The organism is Pseudomonas batumici, assembly GCF_036585405.1.
Lineage (GTDB): Bacteria > Pseudomonadota > Gammaproteobacteria > Pseudomonadales > Pseudomonadaceae > Aquipseudomonas > Aquipseudomonas batumici.
Map to the genome: position 1 here is coordinate 2,653,272 of NZ_CP144470.1, position 20,945 is coordinate 2,674,216.

A 20,945-nucleotide genomic window follows, 5' to 3' on the forward strand; every position below is an offset into this window, starting at 1 on the left:
GGTGGCAGACTACCTTGTCTATTTAGCCGTACAGGTTACCCCAAAGTAGCGGAGCCGTTGAAGCCTGACGCGCTCCTGTGGCGAGCGGGGCCTGCAGCGGCTTTCATGCCCGGCTGATTGTCAGGTCCTTGCGCCCGACATGAACAGCAGCCCAGCGGACTTGGCCCGCTCATGACAACGCCCGAGCACCTCGCGACGCTCGGCATTGTCCATGCGGCTCCAGCGGGTGATCTCCTCGACCGTGCGCTGGCAACCGATGCAGATGTCCTGCTCATCCAGCGCGCAGATGCTCACGCAAGGCGACGCCAGCGGACGTTCGGGCGTATTCATGCTTCGTCGACCGCCAGGTCGCGGGCATAACGCTGGGCGTTGTGCACATAGTGGGCGGCACTGGCTTCGAGCATTTTCTTCTGCGCCTCGGTCAACTCGCGGACCACCTTGCCCGGCGAGCCCATCACCAGCGAGCCGTCGGGAATTTCCTTGTTCTCGCCGATCAAGGCATTGGCGCCGATGATGCAGTGCTTGCCGATCTTCGCGCCGTTGAGGATCACCGCGTTGATGCCGATCAGGCTGTAGTCGTCCACCGTGCAACCGTGGAGCATCGCATTATGGCCGATGGTCACCCCGGTGCCGATGGTCAGCGGATAACCCATGTCGGTATGCATCACCGTGCCATCCTGCACATTGCTGTTGCGGCCGATCAGGATCAGCTCGTTGTCACCGCGCAACACCGCGTTGAACCAGACACTGGCGCCCTCCTCCAGCCGGACCCTGCCGACCAGGGTCGCATTGGGGGCTACCCAACTCTGCGGATGCGTCTCGACCCGGGCGTCGCCCAAACGGTATTTCATAGGGTGTCCTCAAGGCTTGCGACCACCTGACCGGCGGCTCTAGATGTTGATGAAGCGTTCCGGGGGATTGTGCAGGCTGATCCGGGCGTCATACAACAGGTTGACCAGCTCGACGATCATGATCGCCGTCAGCCCCCAGATCTTGTATTCGCCAAAGCGGTAGCTGGGCACGTACCAGCTGCGGCCCTGATAATCGATACGATGGGTATGCTCGCGCGGGTCCTGGCGGAAAAACGCCAGCGGCACGTTGAACACCGCGGCGATCTCGGCGTCATTGGCCCGATAGTCGACAAAGTCCGGCACCACCCCGACATAAGGCGTGACCTTGAGCCCGTACAGCGAGATCACCGGACTGAGCGGTCCGATGACTTCCACCAATCCCGGCGCCAGGCCGATTTCCTCTTCGGCTTCGCGCAGGGCGGTGAAGATCAGGTCCGGATCATCCGGGTCGCGGCGCCCACCGGGAAAGGCCACCTCGCCGCCGTGGGTCGACAGGCCGCTGGCGCGCAGGGTCAGCACCAGCTCCGGTTCGTCACTGCGGGTGATCGGCACCAGTACCGCCGCCTCGGGAAAACGACGGTCCGTTTCCAGGGGGCGGGGCGTATGGCTGCTTACACGTCGAAGTAACTCGTCCAGCATGGCTGATCTCGATTTGCGGCTTACCTGGCATCATGCACCAAAAGCAGCGCAGCGCCCAACCCCCCGGACAGTGGCATGTCGCGAAAGCACAACTTGCCGACAACCCGCCGCCCACGCGAAGATAGGCGCATTGCCAAGAGAATCCAGCATGAAGTTCTGCAGCCAGTGCGGCAAACCGGTGAGTCAACGCATACCCGAGGGCGACACGCGCCTGCGTTACGTCTGCGACCACTGCGACACCATTCATTACCAGAACCCCAATATCGTCGCCGGCTGCCTGCCGGTCTGGGGCAGCCAGGTCCTGCTCTGCCGCCGCGCCATCGAGCCGCGCCGTGGCTACTGGACCCTGCCCGCGGGCTTCATGGAGAATGGCGAGACCGTGGAGCAGGCCGCCCGCCGGGAAACCCTGGAAGAAGCTTGCGCGCGGGTGCGTAACCTGAGCATCTATACGCTGATCGACGTGCCGCACATCAACCAGGTACACGTGTTCTACCGTGCCGAACTGGTGGACCTGGAATTTGCCGCCGGCGCGGAAAGCCTGGAAGTACGGCTGTTCGAAGAGCACGAGATCCCCTGGTCCGAGCTGGCTTTCAGGACAGTCGGACGGACCCTGGAGTGTTTCTTCGCCGACCGCCCGACCGAACAATACCCGGTTCGCAGTGAAGCCGTGCCGCCCATGGCCTCCCGCACCCAACCCAATCATCAATAACCCCTCACCTTCAGGGATACCGTTTCAATGCGCTGGTTGCTCGTAGTGTTCTGCCTGTCGTTCGCCACTCTGTCCCAGGCCTCTGTCGCCGACCCACTGGGTGGTAGAACCGTCGAGAAGATCCTGATCCTCAAGTCCGCCCATCAACTGCAACTGATCAATGACGGCAAGCCGCTGAAGACCTACCGCATCTCCCTGGGTAAACATCCCACGGGGCAGAAACTCATGGCCGGCGACCGGCGCACGCCCGAGGGTTTCTATTGGGTGGACTGGCGCAAGCCCAGCGACAAGTACAACCTGTCGCTGCACCTGTCCTACCCCAATATCAGCGACTCGGCCCGTGCCCGCCGCGAAGGGGTGGATCCCGGCAGCATGATCATGATCCACGGCACGCCGGACTCCGAGGACTACCCGGAACAGTTGTTCCACACCCTGGACTGGACCGACGGTTGCGTGGCCATGCGCAATGTCGACATGCGCGAGGTCTGGGAACTGGTCAAGGACGGCACCATGGTGGAAATCCGCCCCTGAGCCGACCACGCCATTCTGATACCACTGACTCATCCGACGCCCGTCATGCTCCCCATGACGGGCGTTTTCATTGCACTCGCACAAAACCACTGGTATTGACATGGTATTAAAGTGGTACTAACTTCATCACCACTGTCCGAGTGCAAAACCTCTAACAAACGCACAGGAAAAATCCCACATGAACGACATCCTCGCCCTGCGACCCGATGAGTCCCAGCCGACACCGCTGTACCTGCAACTGGCGCGCAACCTGGAAGCGGCCATCCATGCCGGCCAGTGGAAAGCCGAACAGGCACTGCCCTCGGAGCGCAACCTGAGCGAGCTGTTGAGCATTTCCCGGGTGACCGCGCGCAAGGCCCTGGAAGTCCTGCTGGAACAGGGCCTGATCCGTCGCAGCCAAGGCTCCGGGACCTTTATCACCCCGCGCCTGGAGCAACCGCTGTCACGCCTGTCGAGTTTCAGCGAACGGTTGCGGGCCAAGGGCTTCGTGCCTGGTTCCCGCTGGCTGGAGCGCGAGATCGCCCTGCCAAGCCATGAGGAACTGATCCGCCTGGCCTTGTCGCCCCGTGACCAGGTCGCCCGGCTCAAGCGCCTGCGCACCGCCGACGACACCGTCATGGCCATCGAGATGAGCACCCTGCCCGCCGCCCTGCTGCCCGACCCCGAGGCCGTCGGCGATTCGCTCTACGCCTACCTCGACAGTATCGGCCGCCCGGTGGTGCGGGCCCTGCAGCACATTCGCGCGATCAACGCCTCGACCGAATTCGCCGCGCTGGTGGGCATCGAGCCCGGCACCGCGATGCTGCTGATGACCCGTGTCGGCTACCTCGAGGACAACACCCCCATCGAGCTGACCGACACCTACTGCCGTAACGATTACTACGACTTCGTCGCCGAACTGCGGCGTTAGCCTGTTCAGAGAGCCTGCCATGTCCGAAGACAACATCCTCACCCCGCAAGGCTGGATTCGCGGTCGCCTGCTGCACCAGCACGGCAAGGTCACGCAGATCGAAGGCACGCCCTGCGATCCATCCGAAAACGACCTGCCGTACCTGCTGCCCGGCTTCATCGACCTGCACGTCCACGGCGGCGGCGGCCAGGACATCATGCAGGGCGGCGACGCCTTCGAGACCATCGCCCGCACCCACCTGCGCTTCGGCACCACCTCGCTGCTGGCCACCACCATGACCGCGCCGCCCGAGGAAATCAGCGCCATCCTCGGCCAACTCGGGGTCTATTGCGAACAGCGCCGACCGGGCACCGCCCGTGTCCTCGGCGTGCACCTGGAAGGCCCGTTCATCAACCCCGGCAAGCTGGGGGCGCAACCGAACTTCGCCCACACCGCGATCAGTGCCGAAGTCGAGGACTACCTGCGCCTGGCACCGATCCGGGTGATCACCATCGCCCCGGAAATCGCCGGCCACGCGGCGTTGATCCGCGACCTCAGCGCCCGTGGCATCCGCATGCAGATCGGCCATACCCTGGGCAGCTACGAAGAGGGGGTCGCCGCCCTCGAGGCCGGGGTCACCAGCTTCACCCACCTGTACAATGCCATGAGCCCATTGCATCACCGCGAGCCCGGCATCGTCGGCGCCGCCCTCGCCCACGCCCGCTACGCCGAACTGATCCCGGACCTGTTGCACGTGCACCCCGGCGCCATGCGCGTGGCCCTGCGCTCGATTCCCTGCCTCTATTGCGTCACCGACTCCACGGCCGCCGCCGGCATGCCGGATGGCGAGTACAAGCTGGGCAGCCACACCGTAACCAAATGCCTGGGCGGCGTACGACTGCCCGACGGCACCCTGGCCGGCAGCACCCTGACCATGGACCAGGCCCTGCGCAATCTGGTGAAGATCGGCCAGCCGCTGGCCGAAGCCTCGCAACGCCTGTCGCAATTCCCCGCCGACTACCTCGGCCTGCCCGAGCGCGGACGCCTGCAACCCGGCAGTTGGGCCGACTGCGTGCGCCTGGACCGCTCACTGACACTGACCTCGATCATGGTCGAAGGAGAAGCCGTTGACTTCCAGAATGCTTGAAGAGGCGCTGTCGGCCCACGAGGCGGTCAGCCGCCAGTTGCAGCAGCTCGATGAGAGACTGATGGCCCTGGGCGCACGGCTGCGCGAGCAACCACCACACGTGGTGATGACCGTCGCCCGCGGCAGCTCCGACCACGCCGCCAGCTACTTCGCCTATATCGCCATGCAGCAGACCGGGGTTCCGGTGGCCTCGCTGCCGATGTCGGTGGTGACCCTGCAACACTCGCCGCTACAGGTCAGCGGCCAGGCGGTGCTGGCCTTTTCCCAGTCCGGCCAGAGCCCCGACCTGGTGGACAGCCTGCGCCTGCTGCGCGAGCGCGGTGCCTTGACGGTGGCCATGGTCAACGCCGCGGACTCGCCGCTGGAGGCCGCCTGCGAATATGCGATCCCACTGCTGGCCGGGCCGGAACAGAGCGTCGCCGCGACCAAGAGCTTTATCGCCACCCTCAGTGCCAGTGCCCGGCTGCTCGGCCACTGGCACCAGGACCCGGCTTTGCTGGCCGCCGGACAAGCCCTGCCCGAAGGCCTGCGACAAGCCGCGACCAGGGACTGGAGCAAGGCCATCGAGACCCTGCGCGACTGCGAGCGGCTGATGGTGATCGGCCGTGGCGCCGGTTTCGCCATCGCCCAGGAAGCGGCGCTGAAATTCAAGGAAACCTCGGCGATCCAGGCCGAAGCCTTCAGCAGCGCGGAAGTCCGCCACGGCCCCATGGCCCTGATCGACGCCGGCTATCCGTTGCTGGTCTTCGCCCCGCGCGGCGCCGAGCAGGCCGGGCTACTCAAGCTCGCCGCCGAGATGCGCCAGCGCGGTGCCCGGGTGCTGCTGGCGGCGCCGCCGGACGTGGCCGAACGCGACCTGGACCTGTGCTGCGCCGAACACCCGGCCCTCGACCCGATCCTGGCCATCCAGAGTTTCTACGTGATGGCCGCCCAGCTGGCCGTGGCCCGCGGCATGGACCCCGACCAACCGCGCCATCTGAGCAAAGTCACCCGTACCCACTGACGAGTACAGCGCCATGCACAACAAGAACAACATCACCCTCAGCGCACCGCTGAGCGGTCCCGTGTTCCCGCTTGCCGACGTCGACGATGCCGTATTCGCCAGCGGCACGATGGGTCCGGGGCTGGCCATCGACCCGCTCAACGATTGCCTGCATGCACCCTGCGCCGGCGAAATCATTCATATCGCCCGCACCCGGCACGCCCTGACCCTGCGCACCGACAACGGCGCCGAACTGCTGCTGCACCTGGGCCTGGACACCGTCGAGCTGCAAGGCGAGGGCTTTGCGCTGCTGATCGAGGAAGGCGCCCGGGTGCATGACGGCCAGGCCTTGCTGCGGGTCGACCTGGACCGGGTGGCCCGCCACTGCAAGAGCCTGGTGAGCCTGGTGGTCCTGACCAATGGCGAGCATTACCACCTGCAGCCCGTGGCCCGGACCCAGGTCAAGGTCGGCGAACCCTTGCTGCATATCGTGCCGCGCTTGCCCGAGGAACAGCACACGGTCGCCCCGGCGACCGACACCGACGAAGTCCGCGGCAGCGCCCGGGTCGCCCATCACGGCGGCCTGCATGCGCGCCCGGCGGCCTTGCTGCGCCAGACCGCGCAGGGCTTCAGTTGCACCGCCCGCCTGCATCTGGACGATCGATCCGCGCCCCTCGACAGCCTGATCGGCATCATGGGGCTCAGCGTCGGCGAACAGCAGGAAGTGCAGATCAGTTGCCGTGGCCCGGACCGCGAAGCGGCGTTGCAGGCCCTGCTCGACGTGCTGCGCACACCGCTGAACGATACCGGCCACGCGGCCCCACCACCCGCCAAGGCGATCCCGCCCCGACCAAGCGAAGACGGCGTCCTCCAGGGGGTGTGCGCCGCCCCCGGCCTGGTCTGTGGTCCGCTGGCACGCCTGAGCGGCATCACGCTGGCGCCCGACACCGGCCATCACGTCGCCGATGAACAGTTGCAAGCGCTGGACGGCGCCCTGGAAAAGGTCCGTTCGGACATCCACGCCATGCTGTTGCGCGCCCGCCAGCGCAAAGACAGCGAAGAGGAAGCGATCTTCAACGCCCACCTCGCCCTGCTCGAAGACCCTGTGCTACTGGATGCCGCCAGCCAGGCCATCAACGCGGGTCAAGCGGCCACCCATGCCTGGGACCGCTCGATCGAGGCGCAATGCCAGGTCCTGCTCAATCTCGACAATCCGCTGCTGGCCGAACGCGCCAACGACCTGCGCGACCTCCGGCAACAGGTACTGCGGGCCCTGCTGGGCGAGGCCGCGCAGCACGACCTGCCCCCCGGCGCCATCGTCGCCGCACACGAGCTGACTCCCTCGGACCTGCTGCAGCTCAGCCAGCAACAGGTCGCCGGGCTGTGCATGGCCGCGGGCGGTGCGACCTCCCACGTGGCGATCCTCGCCCGGAGCAAGGGCCTGCCCTGCCTGGTGGCGCTGGGTGCCGGACTGCTGGAGATCGCCCCCGGCCAGGTGGTGGTCCTCGACGCCGATCATGGCTGCCTCGAATTGAGCCCCGATGAAGCCCGGCGCGAAGGCGTCGCCCTGACCCACTGGCAACAACAACTGCGGCGCCAGCACCAGGACGCCCAGGCCCGGTTGCCGGCCAACACCCGCGATGGCCTGCACATCGAGGTGGCGGCCAATGTCGCGTCCGCCGCTGATGCCCGCGAGGCGCACCTGCACGGTGCCGACGGCGTGGGCTTGTTGCGCACCGAATTCCTCTTCGTCGAGCGTCGCAGCGCGCCGGATGAAGAAGAACAACGCAGCGCCTATCAGGCTGTGCTGGACGCCATGGGCGACCGGCCGGTGATCATTCGCACCATCGATGTCGGTGGCGACAAGCAACTCGATTACCTGCCGCTGCCGGTGGAAGCCAACCCGGTGCTGGGCCTGCGCGGCATTCGCCTGGGCCAGGCGCGGCCGGAACTGCTCGACCAGCAACTGCGAGCCCTGTTGCAGCTCGACCCGTTGCAACGCTGCCGGATCCTGCTGCCGATGGTCAGCGAAGTCGACGAGCTGCTGCAGGTGCGGCGGCGCCTGGATGAGTTGGCCGGCGAACTGGGGCTCCAGCGGCGCCCGGAACTGGGGGTGATGATCGAAGTGCCTGCGGCGGCCCTGCTGGCCGAACAACTGGCCGAGCACGCGGACTTCCTGTCCATCGGCACCAACGACCTGTCGCAGTACACCCTGGCCATGGACCGCGACCACGCCGGCCTCGCCGCCCGGGTCGATGCCCTGCACCCGGCCCTGCTGCGGCTGATGGCCCAGACCTGCGCCGGTGCCGCCGTGCATCGGCGTTGGGTCGGGGTCTGCGGCGCGCTGGCCTCCGATCCGCTGGCGACCCCGGTGCTGATAGGGCTGGGGGTGACCGAGCTGTCGGTGAGCACGCCGCAAATTGGTGAAATCAAGGCGCGGGTACGCAGCCTGGATGCCGCCGAATGTCGACGGATCGTCCCGTCGCTGCTGCAACTGGGCAGTGCCGCGAAAGTCCGTGAAGCCTGTCGCCAACACTGGCCCCTGGGCTGATTCACCCAAGGCTGGAAAACAACAAGAAGGAGACACGCCATGTACCAGTTCTTCATCGAAGGTCTGCAACGCCTGGGGCGGGCGTTGATGCTCCCCATCGCCATCCTGCCGATTGCCGGCCTGCTGCTGCGCCTGGGCGACACCGACCTGCTGAACATCGCCATCGTCCACGATGCCGGCAACACCATCTTCGCCAACCTGGCGTTGATCTTCGCCATCGGCATTGCCGTCGGTTTCGCCCGGGACAACAACGGCACCGCCGGCCTGGCCGGGGCCATCGGTTACCTGGTGCTGATCGCCACCCTCAAGGTGCTCGATGCAAGCATCAACATGGGCATGCTCGCCGGGATCATCAGCGGCCTGCTGGGCGGTGCGCTGTACAACCGCTTCAAGGACATCAAGCTGCCAGAGTACCTGGCGTTCTTCGGCGGACGACGCTTCGTGCCGATTGTCACCGGCTTCTCGGCGGTGGGCCTGGGGGTGCTGTTCGGCTTTATCTGGCCGCCGATCCAGAACGGCATCAACAGCCTCGGCCTGCTGATGGTCGAGAGTGGCAGCTTCGGCGCCTTCGTCTTCGGCGTCCTCAACCGGCTGCTGATCGTCACCGGCTTGCACCACATCCTCAACAACATGATGTGGTTCGTGTTCGGCAGCTACACCTCGCCCGAGACCGGGTTGGCGGTGACCGGTGACCTGGCGCGCTACTTCGCCGGCGATCCGAAGGGCGGGCAGTTCATGACCGGCATGTTCCCGGTGATGGTCTTCGGCCTGCCAGCGGCGTGCCTGGCGATGTACCGCAATGCCCTGCCGGAACGGCGCAAGCTGATGGGTGGGCTGCTGCTGTCGATGGCCCTGACCTCGTTCCTGACCGGGGTGACCGAGCCGGTGGAATTCGCCTTCATGTTCCTCGCGCCGATGTTATATGTGCTGCACGCCTTGCTGACAGGGTTGTCGATGGCGGTGACCAACGCCTTGAACATCCACCTGGGCTTTACCTTCTCCGGGGGCGCCATCGACATGGCCCTGGGCTGGGGCAAGTCCACCAACGGCTGGCGAGTGATTCCGGTGGGGTTGGCCTATGCGCTGATCTACTACTTCGTCTTTGATTTCTGCATCCGCCGTTTCGACCTGAAGACCCCGGGGCGCGAGAGCCTCGCCAGCGCTGCCGCCACCCGGATACTCAGCGAAAACCAGCGGGCAGCCGCTTATATCCAGGCCCTGGGCGGCGCCGCCAACCTGGTGACGGTCGGTGCCTGCACCACGCGCCTGCGGGTGGAACTGCGGGACCGGGACAAGGCTGTGGACGCCGAGCTGAAAAGCCTTGGGGCAATGGCCGTGGTGCGGCCAGGCCACGGCGGCAGCCTGCAAGTGGTGGTCGGGCCGCTGGCGGACAGCATTGCCGATGAGATTCGCTCGGCGTTGCCAGTGACCGGCTCGATCGACAGGACGGTGGGCGAGCCGGTGCCTGTCGAAGCGACGGCGATCAACACGCAACAGCTCCAGCAATGGCTGGACGCACTGGGCGGGAAAGACAATGTGCTGGCACTCGAATGCGTCGCCCAGACGCGACTGCGGGTGCAGCTCGAGGACGGCCGGCGGCTATCGGAAGCGGATCTGAAAACCCTGGGCTGCCAAGGTGTCAGTCAGGTGGAAGGCGGAGCCTGGCATGTGTTGGTGGGAGATCGGGCCAGCGGCATGAGTGAAGCGCTGAGGGCGCTATTGAATCGCAGGGAGGCCTGTGCAGTACCACTCTAGCCCTGCCACTTGAGGTAGCGGATCTGATCCGTTACCTCAGACTGCTTGGGATTGCTTTGCTGAAGTCATGACAAATTCTCCTTATCAAGTCATGTGATGGGAGAAATCATTCAAGGGCATCGCGAGGGGCTTGGCTACCGTCAAAAATAACAGGTAGCAATTAACTCCGAGCAACGGAGTCATGCGGGGAATAAATCAGAAATCCGCTAAACGCCAGACTTCATAGGCCGGCGTTTCGTAGGGATGGCTCTGTTTCAGAGCCATCACCACTGCCTCGATCAAGGCGTCCGCCACCACCAGCTCAACCTTCCACTCGTCCACCCGCTCGACCACACCGGTCTGCCCGAGAAACGGCTGGCTGCCATCCAACGGGCGAAACTGACCCTGGCCGAGCACCTGCCACGCGCACTGGTCGTAAGCACCGATCCGCCCGCCTCCGGCGGCGAATACGGCACTCTTGACCTGCTCCACATGGCTCGGCGGCACGAAAAAGCTGAGCTTGTACATGGCCGCTTAGTTAACCCAGACGCGGGCGTTGCGGAACATGCGCATCCATGGCGCGTCTTCGTTCCAGTCTTCCGAGCGCCAGGAGTTCTGCACGGCACGGAAGACCCGCTCAGGGTGCGGCATCATGATGGTGACGCGACCGTCGCGGCTGGTCAGCCCGGTGATCCCGCGCGGCGAGCCGTTCGGGTTGGCCGGGTAGGTCTGGGTGACCTTGCCGTGGTTGTCGACGAAACGCATGGCCACGCAACCCGACAGGTCGGCTTGCAGCAGGGCTTCCTCGCTTTCGAACTCGGCATGGCCTTCGCCGTGGGCGATGGCGATCGGCATGCGCGAACCGGCCATGCCCTGCAGGAAGATCGAATTCGACTCCTGGATCTGCACCATCGCCACCCGCGCTTCGAACTGCTCGGAGCGGTTGCGCACGAAGTGCGGCCAGAATTCGCTGCCCGGAATCAGCTCGTGCAGGTTGGACATCATCTGGCAACCGTTGCACACGCCCAGGGTGAAGCTGTCGGTGCGCTCGAAGAAGCCCTGGAAGGCGTCGCGGGCACGGGCGTTGAACAGCGCCGACTTGGCCCAGCCTTCGCCGGCGCCCAACACGTCACCGTAGGAGAAGCCGCCGCAGGCGACCAGGCCCTTGAAGTCGTTCAGGTCGACGCGACCGGCGAGGATATCGCTCATGTGCACGTCGATGGCATTGAAGCCGGCACGGTCGAACGCCGCGGCCATTTCCACCTGGCCGTTGACGCCCTGCTCACGCAGCACCGCGACCTGTGGACGAATGCCTTTCTTGATGTACGGCGCGGCGATGTCCTGGTTCACATCGAAGCTGGTCTTGTAGCTCAGGCCCGGGTTGCTCTCGTCCAGCAGGACATCGAACTCCTGGTCGGCGCACTCGGCGTTGTCACGCAGACGCTGGATGCGGTAGCTGGTTTCCGCCCACTGGCGCTGCAACAGACGACGCTCGCCGGTGAAGACCGTGTCGCCGTCGAAGGTGATGCTGACTTCGCCGTTGTTCAGCGGCTGGCCGATCACCGACACGCAGTCGCCGAGGCCCGCGGCGCTGAACTGCGCCAGCACGTCCGGGGTGGAGTCCTGGCGAACCTGGATCACCGCACCCAGTTCTTCGTTGAACAGGATGGCCGCGAGGTCGGCGGAGGTTTCCGCCACGCCGTCAAGGTTCAGGTTCAGGCCGCAGTGACCGGCAAAAGCCATTTCCAGCACGGTGGTCAGCAGACCGCCGTCGGAGCGGTCGTGGTAGGCCAGCAGGTGACCGTCGGCGTTGAGGCCCTGGATCACCGCGAAGAAGGCCTTCAGGTCTTCGGCGTCGTCGACGTCCGGGGCCTGCTTGCCGAGCTTGCCGTAGACCTGGGCGAGGATCGAGGCGCCCATGCGGTTCTGGCCGCGACCGAGGTCGATCAGGATCAGGTCGGTGGTGCCCTTGTCCATGCGCAGTTGCGGGGTCAGGGTCTGGCGGATATCGGTGACCGGGGCGAAGCCGGTGACGATCAGCGACAGCGGCGAGGTCACGCTCTTGTCGGTGCCTTCGTCTTTCCAGCGGGTGGCCATGGACATGGAGTCCTTGCCCACCGGGATGGTCAGGCCCAGCTCAGGGCACAGTTCCATGCCGACCGCCTTGACGGTGTCGTACAGGCGGGCATCTTCGCCCGGATGACCGGCAGCGGACATCCAGTTGGCCGACAGTTTGATGTCGGACAGCTTGCCGATCCGCGAAGCGGCGATGTTGGTCAGGACCTCACCGATCGCCATGCGACCGGAAGCCGGAGCGTCCAGCAGGGCCAGCGGTGTACGCTCGCCCATGGCCATGGCTTCACCGGTGTAGACGTCGAAGCTGGTGGCGGTCACGGCCACGTCAGCCACCGGCACCTGCCACGGGCCGACCATCTGGTCGCGGGAGACCAGGCCGGTGATGGTGCGGTCGCCGATGGTGATCAGGAAGCTCTTGCTCGCCACGGCCGGGTGATGCAGCACGCGCTCGACGCACTCGGCCAGCGCCAGGCTGCTCGGGTCGAAATCGTCGCCCAGTTCAGCTTCACGCACCGCCGAACGGTGCATGCGCGGGGCCTTGCCCAGCAGCACTTCCAGCGGCATGTCCACCGGGCTGTTGCCGAAGTGGCTGTCGGTGACCGTCAGCTGCGGCTCGGCGGTGGCTTCGCCAACCACGGCGAACGGGCAACGCTCGCGCTCGCAGATCGCCTTGAAGCGTTCGAAGTCCGCCGCGCCGACCGCCAGGACATAACGCTCCTGGGATTCGTTGGACCAGATTTCGTGCGGGGCCATGCCCGGCTCGTCGTTGGGAACGTTGCGCAGTTCGAAACGGCCGCCGCGGTTACCGTCGTTGACCAACTCCGGGAAGGCGTTGGACAGGCCGCCCGCACCCACGTCGTGGATGAAGCTGATGGGGTTCTTGTCGCCCAGTTGCCAGCAACGGTCGATGACTTCCTGGCAACGACGCTCCATTTCCGGGTTTTCGCGCTGTACCGAAGCGAAATCCAGGTCCGCCGAGCTGGTGCCGGTGGCCATCGAGGACGCCGCGCCGCCGCCCAGGCCGATCAGCATCGCCGGGCCGCCGAGCACGATCAGCTTGGAACCGACGGTGATCTCGCCCTTCTGCACGTGTTCGGCACGGATGTTACCCATGCCGCCGGCCAGCATGATCGGCTTGTGGTAGCCACGCACTTCGTCGCCACGCGGGGTGGTGATGGATTGTTCGAAGGTACGGAAATAGCCGGTCAGGGCCGGACGACCGAATTCGTTGTTGAACGCGGCGCCGCCCAGCGGGCCTTCGATCATGATGTCCAGCGCGGTGACGATGCGCTCGGGCTTGCCATAAGGCACCTCCCAAGGCTGCTCGAAACCGGGGATCTGCAGGTTGGACACGGTGAAACCGGTGAGACCGGCTTTCGGCTTGGCGCCGCGACCGGTAGCACCTTCGTCGCGGATCTCGCCGCCGGAACCGGTGGAGGCCCCCGGGAACGGCGCGATGGCGGTCGGGTGGTTGTGGGTCTCGACCTTCATCAGGATGTGCACCGGCTCCTGCACCGCGCCGTACTGGCGGGTTTCAGGATTCGGGAAGAAGCGCCCGGCGACATTGCCGACGATCACCGAGGCGTTGTCCTTGTAGGCCGACAGAACGCCTTCGCTGTGCATCTGGTAGGTGTTCTTGATCATGCCGAACAGGCTTTTTTCCTGGCTCTGGCCGTCGATGTCCCAACTGGCGTTGAAGATCTTGTGACGGCAGTGCTCGGAGTTCGCCTGGGCGAACATCATCAGTTCGATGTCGTGCGGGTTGCGCTTGAGGCCGGTGAAGGCGTTCACCAGGTAGTCGATCTCGTCTTCGGCCAGGGCCAGGCCCAGCTCGACGTTGGCTTTCTCCAGCGCGGCGCGACCACCGCCCAGCAGGTCGATGGCCGTCAGCGGCTTGGGCTCGGCGTGGCTGAACAGACCGGCGGCCTGTTCCAGCTGGCCCAGCACGATCTGGGTCATGCGGTCATGCAGGCTGGCGGCGATCAGTTCGGCTTCGGCCTCGCTGAACTGGCCGGCGACGTAGAAGGCGATACCACGCTCCAGGCGCTGGACCTTGCCCAGGCCACAGTTGCGCGCGATGTCGCTGGCCTTGCTCGACCAGGGCGAAATGGTGCCGAAACGCGGCAACACCAGGAACAGACGACCGGTCGGCTCCTGGACCGGCACGCTCGGGCCGTATTTCAGCAGGCGGGCCAGCACTTGCTGTTCGTCGCCAGTCAGCACGCCAGTCACTTCGGCGAAATGGGCGAACTCGGCATACAAGCCACTGACAGCCGGAACCTTTTGGCTCAGTTGCTCGAGCAGTTTGCTGTGGCGAAAGGCGGAAAGGGCAGGAGCACCGCGCAGGATCAACATCTTCGGGACAGCCTCGGGAAGGGGGTGTGCTTTGAGGCCGTGCATTCTAGCCTATAACCGCCCGCGACGGCACCCGAAACGGCATGCTCACCTAACAGCAAATGCCTCTCAAGGCTTAACAGTCTATTCCTACAGATTATTACCACCATTCATCAGCACTATTTTATAAAGTTCATACACGCTCAAAAGCCTATTCCTACAGCCTCCAGCCGTTCGCAGGCATCGCTAGCAGACCGACGCGATTCTGTCGAGATATGGCGGCCGGGGTCCTTTGCGTATACTGCGCAGATGTTCTTCCCAACTGCTTTCCGCCCGCGCTGTGCCAGGTGGCTCATCGCAACCGGAATCCTCCTGATGCTCAGTGCCTGTGTTGATAAACCCAGCACACTCGAGCGTGTAAAGGAGGACGGCGTGCTGCGCGTGATCACCCGCAACAGTCCGGCCACCTATTTCCAGGACCGCAACGGCGAAACCGGCTTCGAGTACGAGCTGGTCAAGCGCTTCGCCGACGACCTGGGGGTCAAGCTGGAGATCGAGACCGCCGACAATCTCGACGATCTGTTCAATCAGCTGGGCAAGCCCAACGGCCCGGTGCTGGCCGCCGCCGGCCTGGTCAGCAGCGACGAGCGCAAGCCGCAGGCACGCTTTTCCCATCCATACCTTGAAGTCACCCCGCAGATCATCTATCGCAACGGCCAGTCCCGCCCCACCACCCCGGCGGACCTGGTGGGCAAGCGCATCACGGTGCTCAAGGGCAGCACCCATGCCGAACAACTGGCCGAGCTGAAAAAGCAGAATCCCGCGATCGAATATGAAGAATCCGATGCGGTCGAGGTGGTCGACCTGCTGCGCATGGTCGACGAGGGCCAGATCGACCTGACCCTGGTGGACTCCAACGAAGTGGCGATGAACCAGGTCTACTTCCCCAACGTGAGGGTCGCCTTCGACCTCGGCGATGCGCGCAACCAGCGCTGGGCGGTGGCCCCGGGCGACGACAACAGCCTGCTCAACGAGATCAACGCCTACCTCGACAAGGTGCAGCAGAACGGCACCCTGCAACGTCTGAAGGACCGCTATTACGGGCATGTCGATGTCCTCGGCTATGTCGGCGCCTATACCTTCGCCCAGCATTTGCAGCAACGACTGCCCAAGTACGAGAAACACTTCCGCGCCTCGGCCAAGGACGAGAAAATCGACTGGCGGTTGCTGGCGGCCATCGGTTATCAGGAGTCGATGTGGCAACCGGCCGTCACCTCCAAGACCGGCGTGCGCGGCCTGATGATGCTGACCCAGAGCACGGCCCAGGCGATGGGCGTGTCCAACCGACTGGATGCCCGGCAGAGCATCAGCGGTGGGGCGAAGTACCTGGTGTACATGAAGGATCAGTTGGACGATCAGATCGAAGAGCCGGACCGCACCTGGTTTGCGCTGGCGGCGTACAACGTCGGCAGCGGCCACCTGGACGACGCGCGCAAGCTGGCCGAGAAGGAAGGCCTGAATCCGAACAAGTGGCTGGACGTGAAGAAAATGCTGCCGCGCCTGGCGCAGAAGCAGTGGTACAGAAAGACCCGCTACGGTTACGCCCGGGGCGGCGAACCGGTGCATTTCGTCGCCAACATCCGCCGTTACTACGACATCCTGACCTGGGTGACCCAGCCGCAGCTGGAAGGCAGCCAGGTGGCAGACAGCAACCTGCATGTGCCGGGCGTGGACAAGACCAAGCCGACCGAGCAGCCGCCGCAGCTCTGACCAGAGCCGAACAGGATCCCTGTTGATACGGCCTGACTACGACCACCGCGGTCCTTGTAGGAGCCGGCTTGCTGGCGATGGCGGTTTATCAGGCGACAACGATGTCGGATGTGAGATCGCTATCGCCAGCAAGCCGGCTCCTACAGGTTTTGCGTTCAGTCAGGTTGGATAAGGTCGAGTCTCAGACCTTCGCCGCAGCCGCCAGGATCAGCGCCTTCATCTCCGCCACCGCGCCCTTGAATCCGACGAACAGCGCATGCGCCACCAGCGCATGACCGATGTTCAGCTCGTTGATCCCCGGGATCGCCGCCACCGCCTCGACGTTGTGGTAATGCAGGCCATGCCCGGCATTGACGATCAGCCCCTGGGCCACGCCGAACGCCACGCCATCGGCGATGCGCTGCAGCTCTTCGGCGACTTCCGCCGGCGTTTGCGCATCGGCATAACGCCCGGTGTGCAACTCGATGGCCGGCGCCCCGACCCGCTTGGACGCAGCGATCTGGCGCTCGTCGGCATCGATGAACAACGACACTTCGCTGCCGATCCTGCTCAGGCGCTCCACCGCCGCCTTGATCCGTGCCTCCTGCCCCGCCACATCCAGGCCGCCTTCAGTGGTCAGTTCCTGACGGGTTTCCGGCACCAGGCAGATATGCGCCGGACGAATGCGCTCGGCAAAGGCCATCATCTCTTCGGTCACGCCCATCTCGAAGTTCATCCGCGTCTGCAACACATCCTTGAGCAGCAGCACGTCGCGCTCCTGGATATGCCGGCGGTCTTCGCGCAGGTGCACGGTGATGCCGTCGGCGCCCGCCTCTTCGGCATCCAGCGCAGCCTTGACCGGATCGGGGTAACGGGTGCCCCGGGCCTGACGCAGGGTAGCAACGTGGTCGATGTTCACGCCGAGAAGGATACGAGTGCTGGTGCTCACGGAAAGACTCCTGAAGAGTGGAAGATTCGACGCACAGCATACACGTCGGCCGCGGCCTTTACGGCCCGTTCTGTGAGGCGAATGCGGATGCCAGGGGCCATGCCCCGCCGCTCAGGGCTTGCGAAACAACTCGCGACTGACCAGCGGCTTGCCGCCCAGGTGCACCGCCAGGGCCTGGCGCATCAGGCGCTTGGCCGCCGACAGCGCGCCCGTCGCCGTCCAGTCGGCCTGCGCCATGGCCAGCAGCTCGGTGCCCTGGAACAGCCCCGGTTGCAACAGGTAGACCCGCTCCAGGCCGGCATCGACCTGCAGGCGGTACAACCCGTCCGCCGCCACGGGCTCGCCGTGAATGTCCTGGTCCAGGGAAAAGCCGTAGCCGAGGTCGTCCAGCAGCCGCCATTCGAAGGCGCGCAACAGCGGTTCGAGCGGCCGGCCCTCGGCCAGGGCCAGCAAGGTCGCGGCGTAGTGATCGAAGAGCGCGGGGTGCGGGTCTTCGGCGGGAAGCAGGCGGATCAGCAACTCGTTGAGGTAGAGGCCACTGAACAGCGCCTCGCCGTTGAGCCAGGTGGAGACCCCGGCGCTTTCCATCCGGCCGACATTCTTCAGCTCGCCGCGACCGCGAAACTCCACCTCGAGGGGAACGAAGGGCCGCGCCAGGGTCCCGGCCTTGCCCCGCGCACTGCGCAGCACGGCGCGCAGCCGGCCTTGCGGCGTGATGAAGTCCACCAGGGCACTGCTTTCACGGTAGGCACGGGAGTGGAGGACGTAGGCGGGTTGGCTGGGAGGGGGCTGGGTGGACATGAAGACCCTGTAGGAGCGAGCTTGCTCGCGATGGACGTTAACGATAACGCGGGGCACCTTAAGAATCGCAGTGCCCTGACGTTCATCGCGAGCAAGCTCGCTCCTACAAAAGGGGCCCCGTTTGTTACAGGTCGCCGTAACCCAACGAACGCAGGGCACGCTCGTCATCGGACCAGCCACCCTTCACCTTGACCCAGAGGTTGAGCATGATCTTCGAATCGAACAGCAGCTCCATGTCCTTGCGCGCCTCGCTGCCGATACGCTTGATGCGCTCGCCCTTGTCGCCAATGATGATCTTCTTCTGGCCGTCACGTTCGACGAGGATCAACGCATGAATATGCAGGGTCTTGCCCTGCTGCTTGAACTCTTCGATTTCCACGGTGATCTGGTAAGGCAGCTCGGCCCCCAGCTGGCGCATGATTTTCTCGCGCACCAGTTCCGCCGCGAGGAAACGGCTGCTGCGGTCGGTGATCTGGTCTTCCGGGAAAAAGTGCTCGTTTTCCGGCAGGTGCCCACCAATCAGGCCTTCCAGGACGTCAAGGTTGTGCCCCTGCTGCGCCGAGATCGGCACGATCTGCGCCTTGGGCAACTGCTCCTGCAACCAGGTCAGGTGCGGCATCAGCTCGGCCTTGTCGTCGATCCGGTCGGTCTTGTTCAGCGCCACGATGACCGGGCCCTCGACGTACTGGATGCGTTCCAGGACCATCTGGTCCTCTTCGGTCCAGCGGGTACGGTCGACCACGAAGATCACCACGTCGACGTCTTTCAACGCCGCCGAGGCGGTCTTGTTCATGTAGCGGTTCAGGGCCTTCTCGCCGCCCTTGTGCATGCCGGGGGTATCCACGTAGATCGCCTGCACGGCGCCCTCGGTCTTGATTCCGAGCATGTTGTGGCGAGTGGTCTGGGGCTTGCGCGAGGTGATCGCCAGTTTCTGCCCGAGGATATGGTTCAGCAGCGTGGACTTGCCCACGTTCGGCCGGCCGACGATGGCGACGTAGCCGCAGCGGGTTGCCGTTGAATCAGTCATTGCCATTCTCCACGCCCAGGGCGATCAGTGCCGATGCCGCCGCTACCTGTTCGGCAATACGACGGCTCACGCCCTGGCCTCGGCTTTTTTCATTCAAGAGGGTGATCTCGCACTCGACGAAGAACGTCCGGCAGTGCGGCTCACCCTGGATATCCACCACTTCGTAACGCGGCAGTTCGCAGGCCCGGGACTGCAGAAACTCCTGCAACCGGGTCTTGGGGTCCTTGTTGGTGTCCACCAGCGTCAGGCTGTCGAACTCCGAGGTCAGCCAGGCCAACACCCGGTCCCGCGCGGTTTCCATACCGGCATCCAGGTAAATGGCGCCAATCAGGGCTTCCAGGGCATCGGCGAGAATCGACTCACGGCGAAAACCACCGCTTTTCAACTCGCCGGAGCCCAGGCGCAGGTATTCGCCCAACTCGAAACCACGGGCCAGGACCGCCAGTGTTTCACCTTTCACCAGGCGTGCACGCAAACGCGACAACTGGCCTTCGCGGGCCTGGGGGAAGCGCTCGAACAGCGCTTCGCCGGCGACGAAGTTGAGAATGGCATCACCGAGGAATTCCAGGCGCTCGTTGTTGCGCCCGGCAAAACTGCGGTGGGTCAGGGCCAGGAGCATCAGCTCCGGGTCCTTGAAGGTATAGCCGAGCTGACGCTCGAGACGGCTTAAAGACACGCTCACGGTTTACCCACGCTGAATTCGTGGTCGAACTTGACCACCAGATCGATGTTCTGGATCAGCGGATCACGCTGTTCATATTTCAAGTGGGCAAGGAACCGGTTGTTCTCCAACGTCACGCTTAACGCCTTGTTCAAATCCACATCCTGAATGCTGTTGACCTGCATGCCGCGGGCAACATGGGTATAAAAGTCGGTGACGGTGGTGATATCCGCCGCCTTGTCGGTTTCCACCGACATGATGATTCTCTTCATCGACATATAGTCGAGGTAATGCGGGACCACCTTCAACGCGGCGCTGGCAGCAAAGGCAACCACCGCCAGGGTCAGCAACCAGCCGAAAAACGACAGGCCTTTTTGCGAGTGAGCAGATGTCATCTTCATGGTCCTGCGGCACCTGAAAAAGCACTCGGCGCTGTGTTCACAGCGCCGGGTTTGGTTACTTGATCAGACCGACCCGGGAAAAATTCGGGAAACGGCTGAGTTTCGGCTCGGGCCAGCTCATCCAGACCGCGAAGGCCTTGCCGACGATGTTCTCGTCGGGAACCATGCCCAGCAGCTCCTTGGGAATAGTGGGGTCGTCCCAGTAGCGGCTGTCGTTGGAGTTGTCGCGGTTGTCGCCCATCATGAAGTAATGGCCGGCCGGGACCTTCCACTCGTGATCAGGCGGCGCGCGATAGCGGCCCATTTCCTTGCGGATATAGTGTTCGACGGCGCCCAGTTGCTCCTTGTAGAGCTCGGCGCTGCCCAACATGCCAGGCTCCGCGCCCATCAACTGTTCGGCCACCGACTGGCCATTGACGAACAGCCGCTTGTCACTGGTATAGCGCACCACGTCGCCCGGCAAGCCCACTACACGCTTGATGTAGTTGACATTGGGGTCGCTCGGGTAGCGGAACACCATCACATCGCCGCGCTGCGGATCACCGACCGGGATGACTTTCTTGTCGATCACCGGCAAGCGAATCCCGTAGGAAAACTTGTTCACCAGGATGAAGTCGCCGACATCCAGGGTCGGTTTCATCGAGCCGGAAGGGATCTGGAACGGTTCCACCAGGAACGAACGCAGCACCAGCACGATGAACAGCACCGGGAAGAAGGATTTGCCGTATTCAACCAGCAAAGGCTCCTTGTTCAGCTTTTCGACCACCTCCCCATCGGGCTGCGTCACGCTGCCCTGATAGGCAGCGATGGCGGCACGCCGACGAGGCGCCAGAAAGACCAGATCGAGCAACGCCAACACACCGCACACGGCGACGGCGATGACCAGCAACAGCGGGAAATTTAGTGACATAGGA

At 64.4% G+C, this 20,945-nt stretch carries 19 protein-coding genes; 8 read left to right on the forward strand and 11 right to left on the reverse strand.

Features of this window, described 5'->3' with window-relative positions; all coding sequences use genetic code 11:
• Positions 1 to 120: 120 nt before the first annotated feature.
• Genes NUH87_RS12000 through NUH87_RS12010 form a run of 3 tightly spaced genes read right to left on the reverse strand, consistent with a single transcriptional unit; the run spans position 121 to position 1,490 of the window.
• Positions 121 to 330, reverse strand: coding sequence for a DUF1289 domain-containing protein (locus tag NUH87_RS12000; protein WP_338526104.1), 210 nt, complete (start codon positions 328 to 330; stop codon positions 121 to 123).
• Positions 327 to 851 carry a gamma carbonic anhydrase family protein gene (locus NUH87_RS12005; protein ID WP_040064505.1) on the reverse strand — a complete coding sequence of 175 codons (525 nt, stop codon included), beginning with the start codon at positions 849 to 851 and terminating at the stop codon, positions 327 to 329. Before NUH87_RS12005 ends, NUH87_RS12000 begins: the two co-directional genes overlap by 4 nt.
• 39 nt (positions 852 to 890) lie before the next feature.
• Positions 891 to 1,490 carry a CoA pyrophosphatase gene (locus NUH87_RS12010; RefSeq protein ID WP_040064504.1) on the reverse strand — a complete coding sequence of 200 codons (600 nt, stop codon included), beginning with the start codon at positions 1,488 to 1,490 and terminating at the stop codon, positions 891 to 893.
• 148 nt (positions 1,491 to 1,638) lie between these two features.
• Between NUH87_RS12010 and NUH87_RS12015 the strand changes: the two genes are divergently transcribed.
• From NUH87_RS12015 to nagE, 7 genes are all read left to right on the forward strand, one after another.
• Complete coding sequence (locus NUH87_RS12015) at positions 1,639 to 2,199, forward strand: NUDIX hydrolase (RefSeq protein WP_040064503.1); 561 nt, start codon at positions 1,639 to 1,641, stop codon at positions 2,197 to 2,199.
• 27 nt (positions 2,200 to 2,226) lie between these two features.
• Positions 2,227 to 2,730: a L,D-transpeptidase family protein gene (locus NUH87_RS12020; RefSeq protein ID WP_040064502.1), complete on the forward strand. Its 504-nt coding sequence runs from the start codon at positions 2,227 to 2,229 to the stop codon at positions 2,728 to 2,730.
• 178 nt (positions 2,731 to 2,908) lie between these two features.
• On the forward strand, positions 2,909 to 3,640 hold the full coding sequence (locus tag NUH87_RS12025) for a GntR family transcriptional regulator (RefSeq protein ID WP_040064501.1): 732 nt from the start codon (positions 2,909 to 2,911) through the stop codon (positions 3,638 to 3,640).
• Positions 3,641 to 3,659: 19 nt separating this feature from the next.
• On the forward strand, positions 3,660 to 4,766 hold the full coding sequence (nagA, locus tag NUH87_RS12030; protein WP_338526105.1) for an N-acetylglucosamine-6-phosphate deacetylase: 1,107 nt from the start codon (positions 3,660 to 3,662) through the stop codon (positions 4,764 to 4,766).
• Positions 4,747 to 5,769 (forward strand): SIS domain-containing protein, encoded by a 1,023-nt coding sequence (locus NUH87_RS12035; RefSeq protein WP_338526106.1) that lies wholly within the window; start codon positions 4,747 to 4,749, stop codon positions 5,767 to 5,769. The genes nagA and NUH87_RS12035 overlap by 20 nt, the downstream gene beginning before the upstream one ends.
• A 13-nt stretch (positions 5,770 to 5,782) precedes the next feature.
• A complete protein-coding gene (ptsP, locus tag NUH87_RS12040) occupies positions 5,783 to 8,299 on the forward strand; it encodes a phosphoenolpyruvate--protein phosphotransferase (RefSeq protein ID WP_338526107.1) in 2,517 nt (838 codons plus the stop codon).
• A 39-nt stretch (positions 8,300 to 8,338) separates the two neighbouring features.
• Positions 8,339 to 10,054 carry an N-acetylglucosamine-specific PTS transporter subunit IIBC gene (nagE, locus tag NUH87_RS12045; protein WP_338526108.1) on the forward strand — a complete coding sequence of 572 codons (1,716 nt, stop codon included), beginning with the start codon at positions 8,339 to 8,341 and terminating at the stop codon, positions 10,052 to 10,054.
• A 195-nt stretch (positions 10,055 to 10,249) separates the two neighbouring features.
• On the opposite strand, the gene NUH87_RS12050 is transcribed toward nagE, so the two are convergent.
• Together NUH87_RS12050 and purL are read right to left on the reverse strand one after the other, a co-directional pair.
• A complete protein-coding gene (locus NUH87_RS12050) occupies positions 10,250 to 10,561 on the reverse strand; it encodes a YqfO family protein (protein ID WP_338526109.1) in 312 nt (103 codons plus the stop codon).
• Positions 10,562 to 10,567: 6 nt separating this feature from the next.
• A complete protein-coding gene (gene purL, locus NUH87_RS12055) occupies positions 10,568 to 14,464 on the reverse strand; it encodes a phosphoribosylformylglycinamidine synthase (protein ID WP_338526110.1) in 3,897 nt (1,298 codons plus the stop codon).
• 288 nt (positions 14,465 to 14,752) lie between these two features.
• Between purL and mltF the strand changes: the two genes are divergently transcribed.
• Positions 14,753 to 16,213, forward strand: coding sequence for a membrane-bound lytic murein transglycosylase MltF (mltF, locus tag NUH87_RS12060; protein ID WP_338526111.1), 1,461 nt, complete (start codon positions 14,753 to 14,755; stop codon positions 16,211 to 16,213).
• A gap of 181 nt (positions 16,214 to 16,394) precedes the next feature.
• Here the strand turns inward: mltF and pdxJ are convergent, their stop codons facing one another.
• The 6 genes from pdxJ to lepB form a co-directional block, all read right to left on the reverse strand.
• Positions 16,395 to 17,141: a pyridoxine 5'-phosphate synthase gene (gene pdxJ / locus NUH87_RS12065; protein ID WP_338526112.1), complete on the reverse strand. Its 747-nt coding sequence runs from the start codon at positions 17,139 to 17,141 to the stop codon at positions 16,395 to 16,397.
• 111 nt (positions 17,142 to 17,252) lie between these two features.
• Entirely contained in the window at positions 17,253 to 17,942 is a 690-nt protein-coding gene (recO, locus tag NUH87_RS12070; protein WP_338526113.1) for a DNA repair protein RecO, read from the reverse strand.
• A gap of 124 nt (positions 17,943 to 18,066) precedes the next feature.
• Positions 18,067 to 18,969: a GTPase Era gene (era, locus tag NUH87_RS12075; protein WP_040064489.1), complete on the reverse strand. Its 903-nt coding sequence runs from the start codon at positions 18,967 to 18,969 to the stop codon at positions 18,067 to 18,069.
• Entirely contained in the window at positions 18,962 to 19,651 is a 690-nt protein-coding gene (gene rnc / locus NUH87_RS12080) for a ribonuclease III (protein WP_040064488.1), read from the reverse strand. Before rnc ends, era begins: the two co-directional genes overlap by 8 nt.
• Entirely contained in the window at positions 19,648 to 20,025 is a 378-nt protein-coding gene (locus tag NUH87_RS12085) for a DUF4845 domain-containing protein (RefSeq protein ID WP_040064487.1), read from the reverse strand. The genes rnc and NUH87_RS12085 overlap by 4 nt, the downstream gene beginning before the upstream one ends.
• Positions 20,026 to 20,086: 61 nt before the next feature.
• Positions 20,087 to 20,941, reverse strand: coding sequence for a signal peptidase I (gene lepB, locus NUH87_RS12090; RefSeq protein ID WP_338526114.1), 855 nt, complete (start codon positions 20,939 to 20,941; stop codon positions 20,087 to 20,089).
• Positions 20,942 to 20,945: the final 4 nt, after the last annotated feature.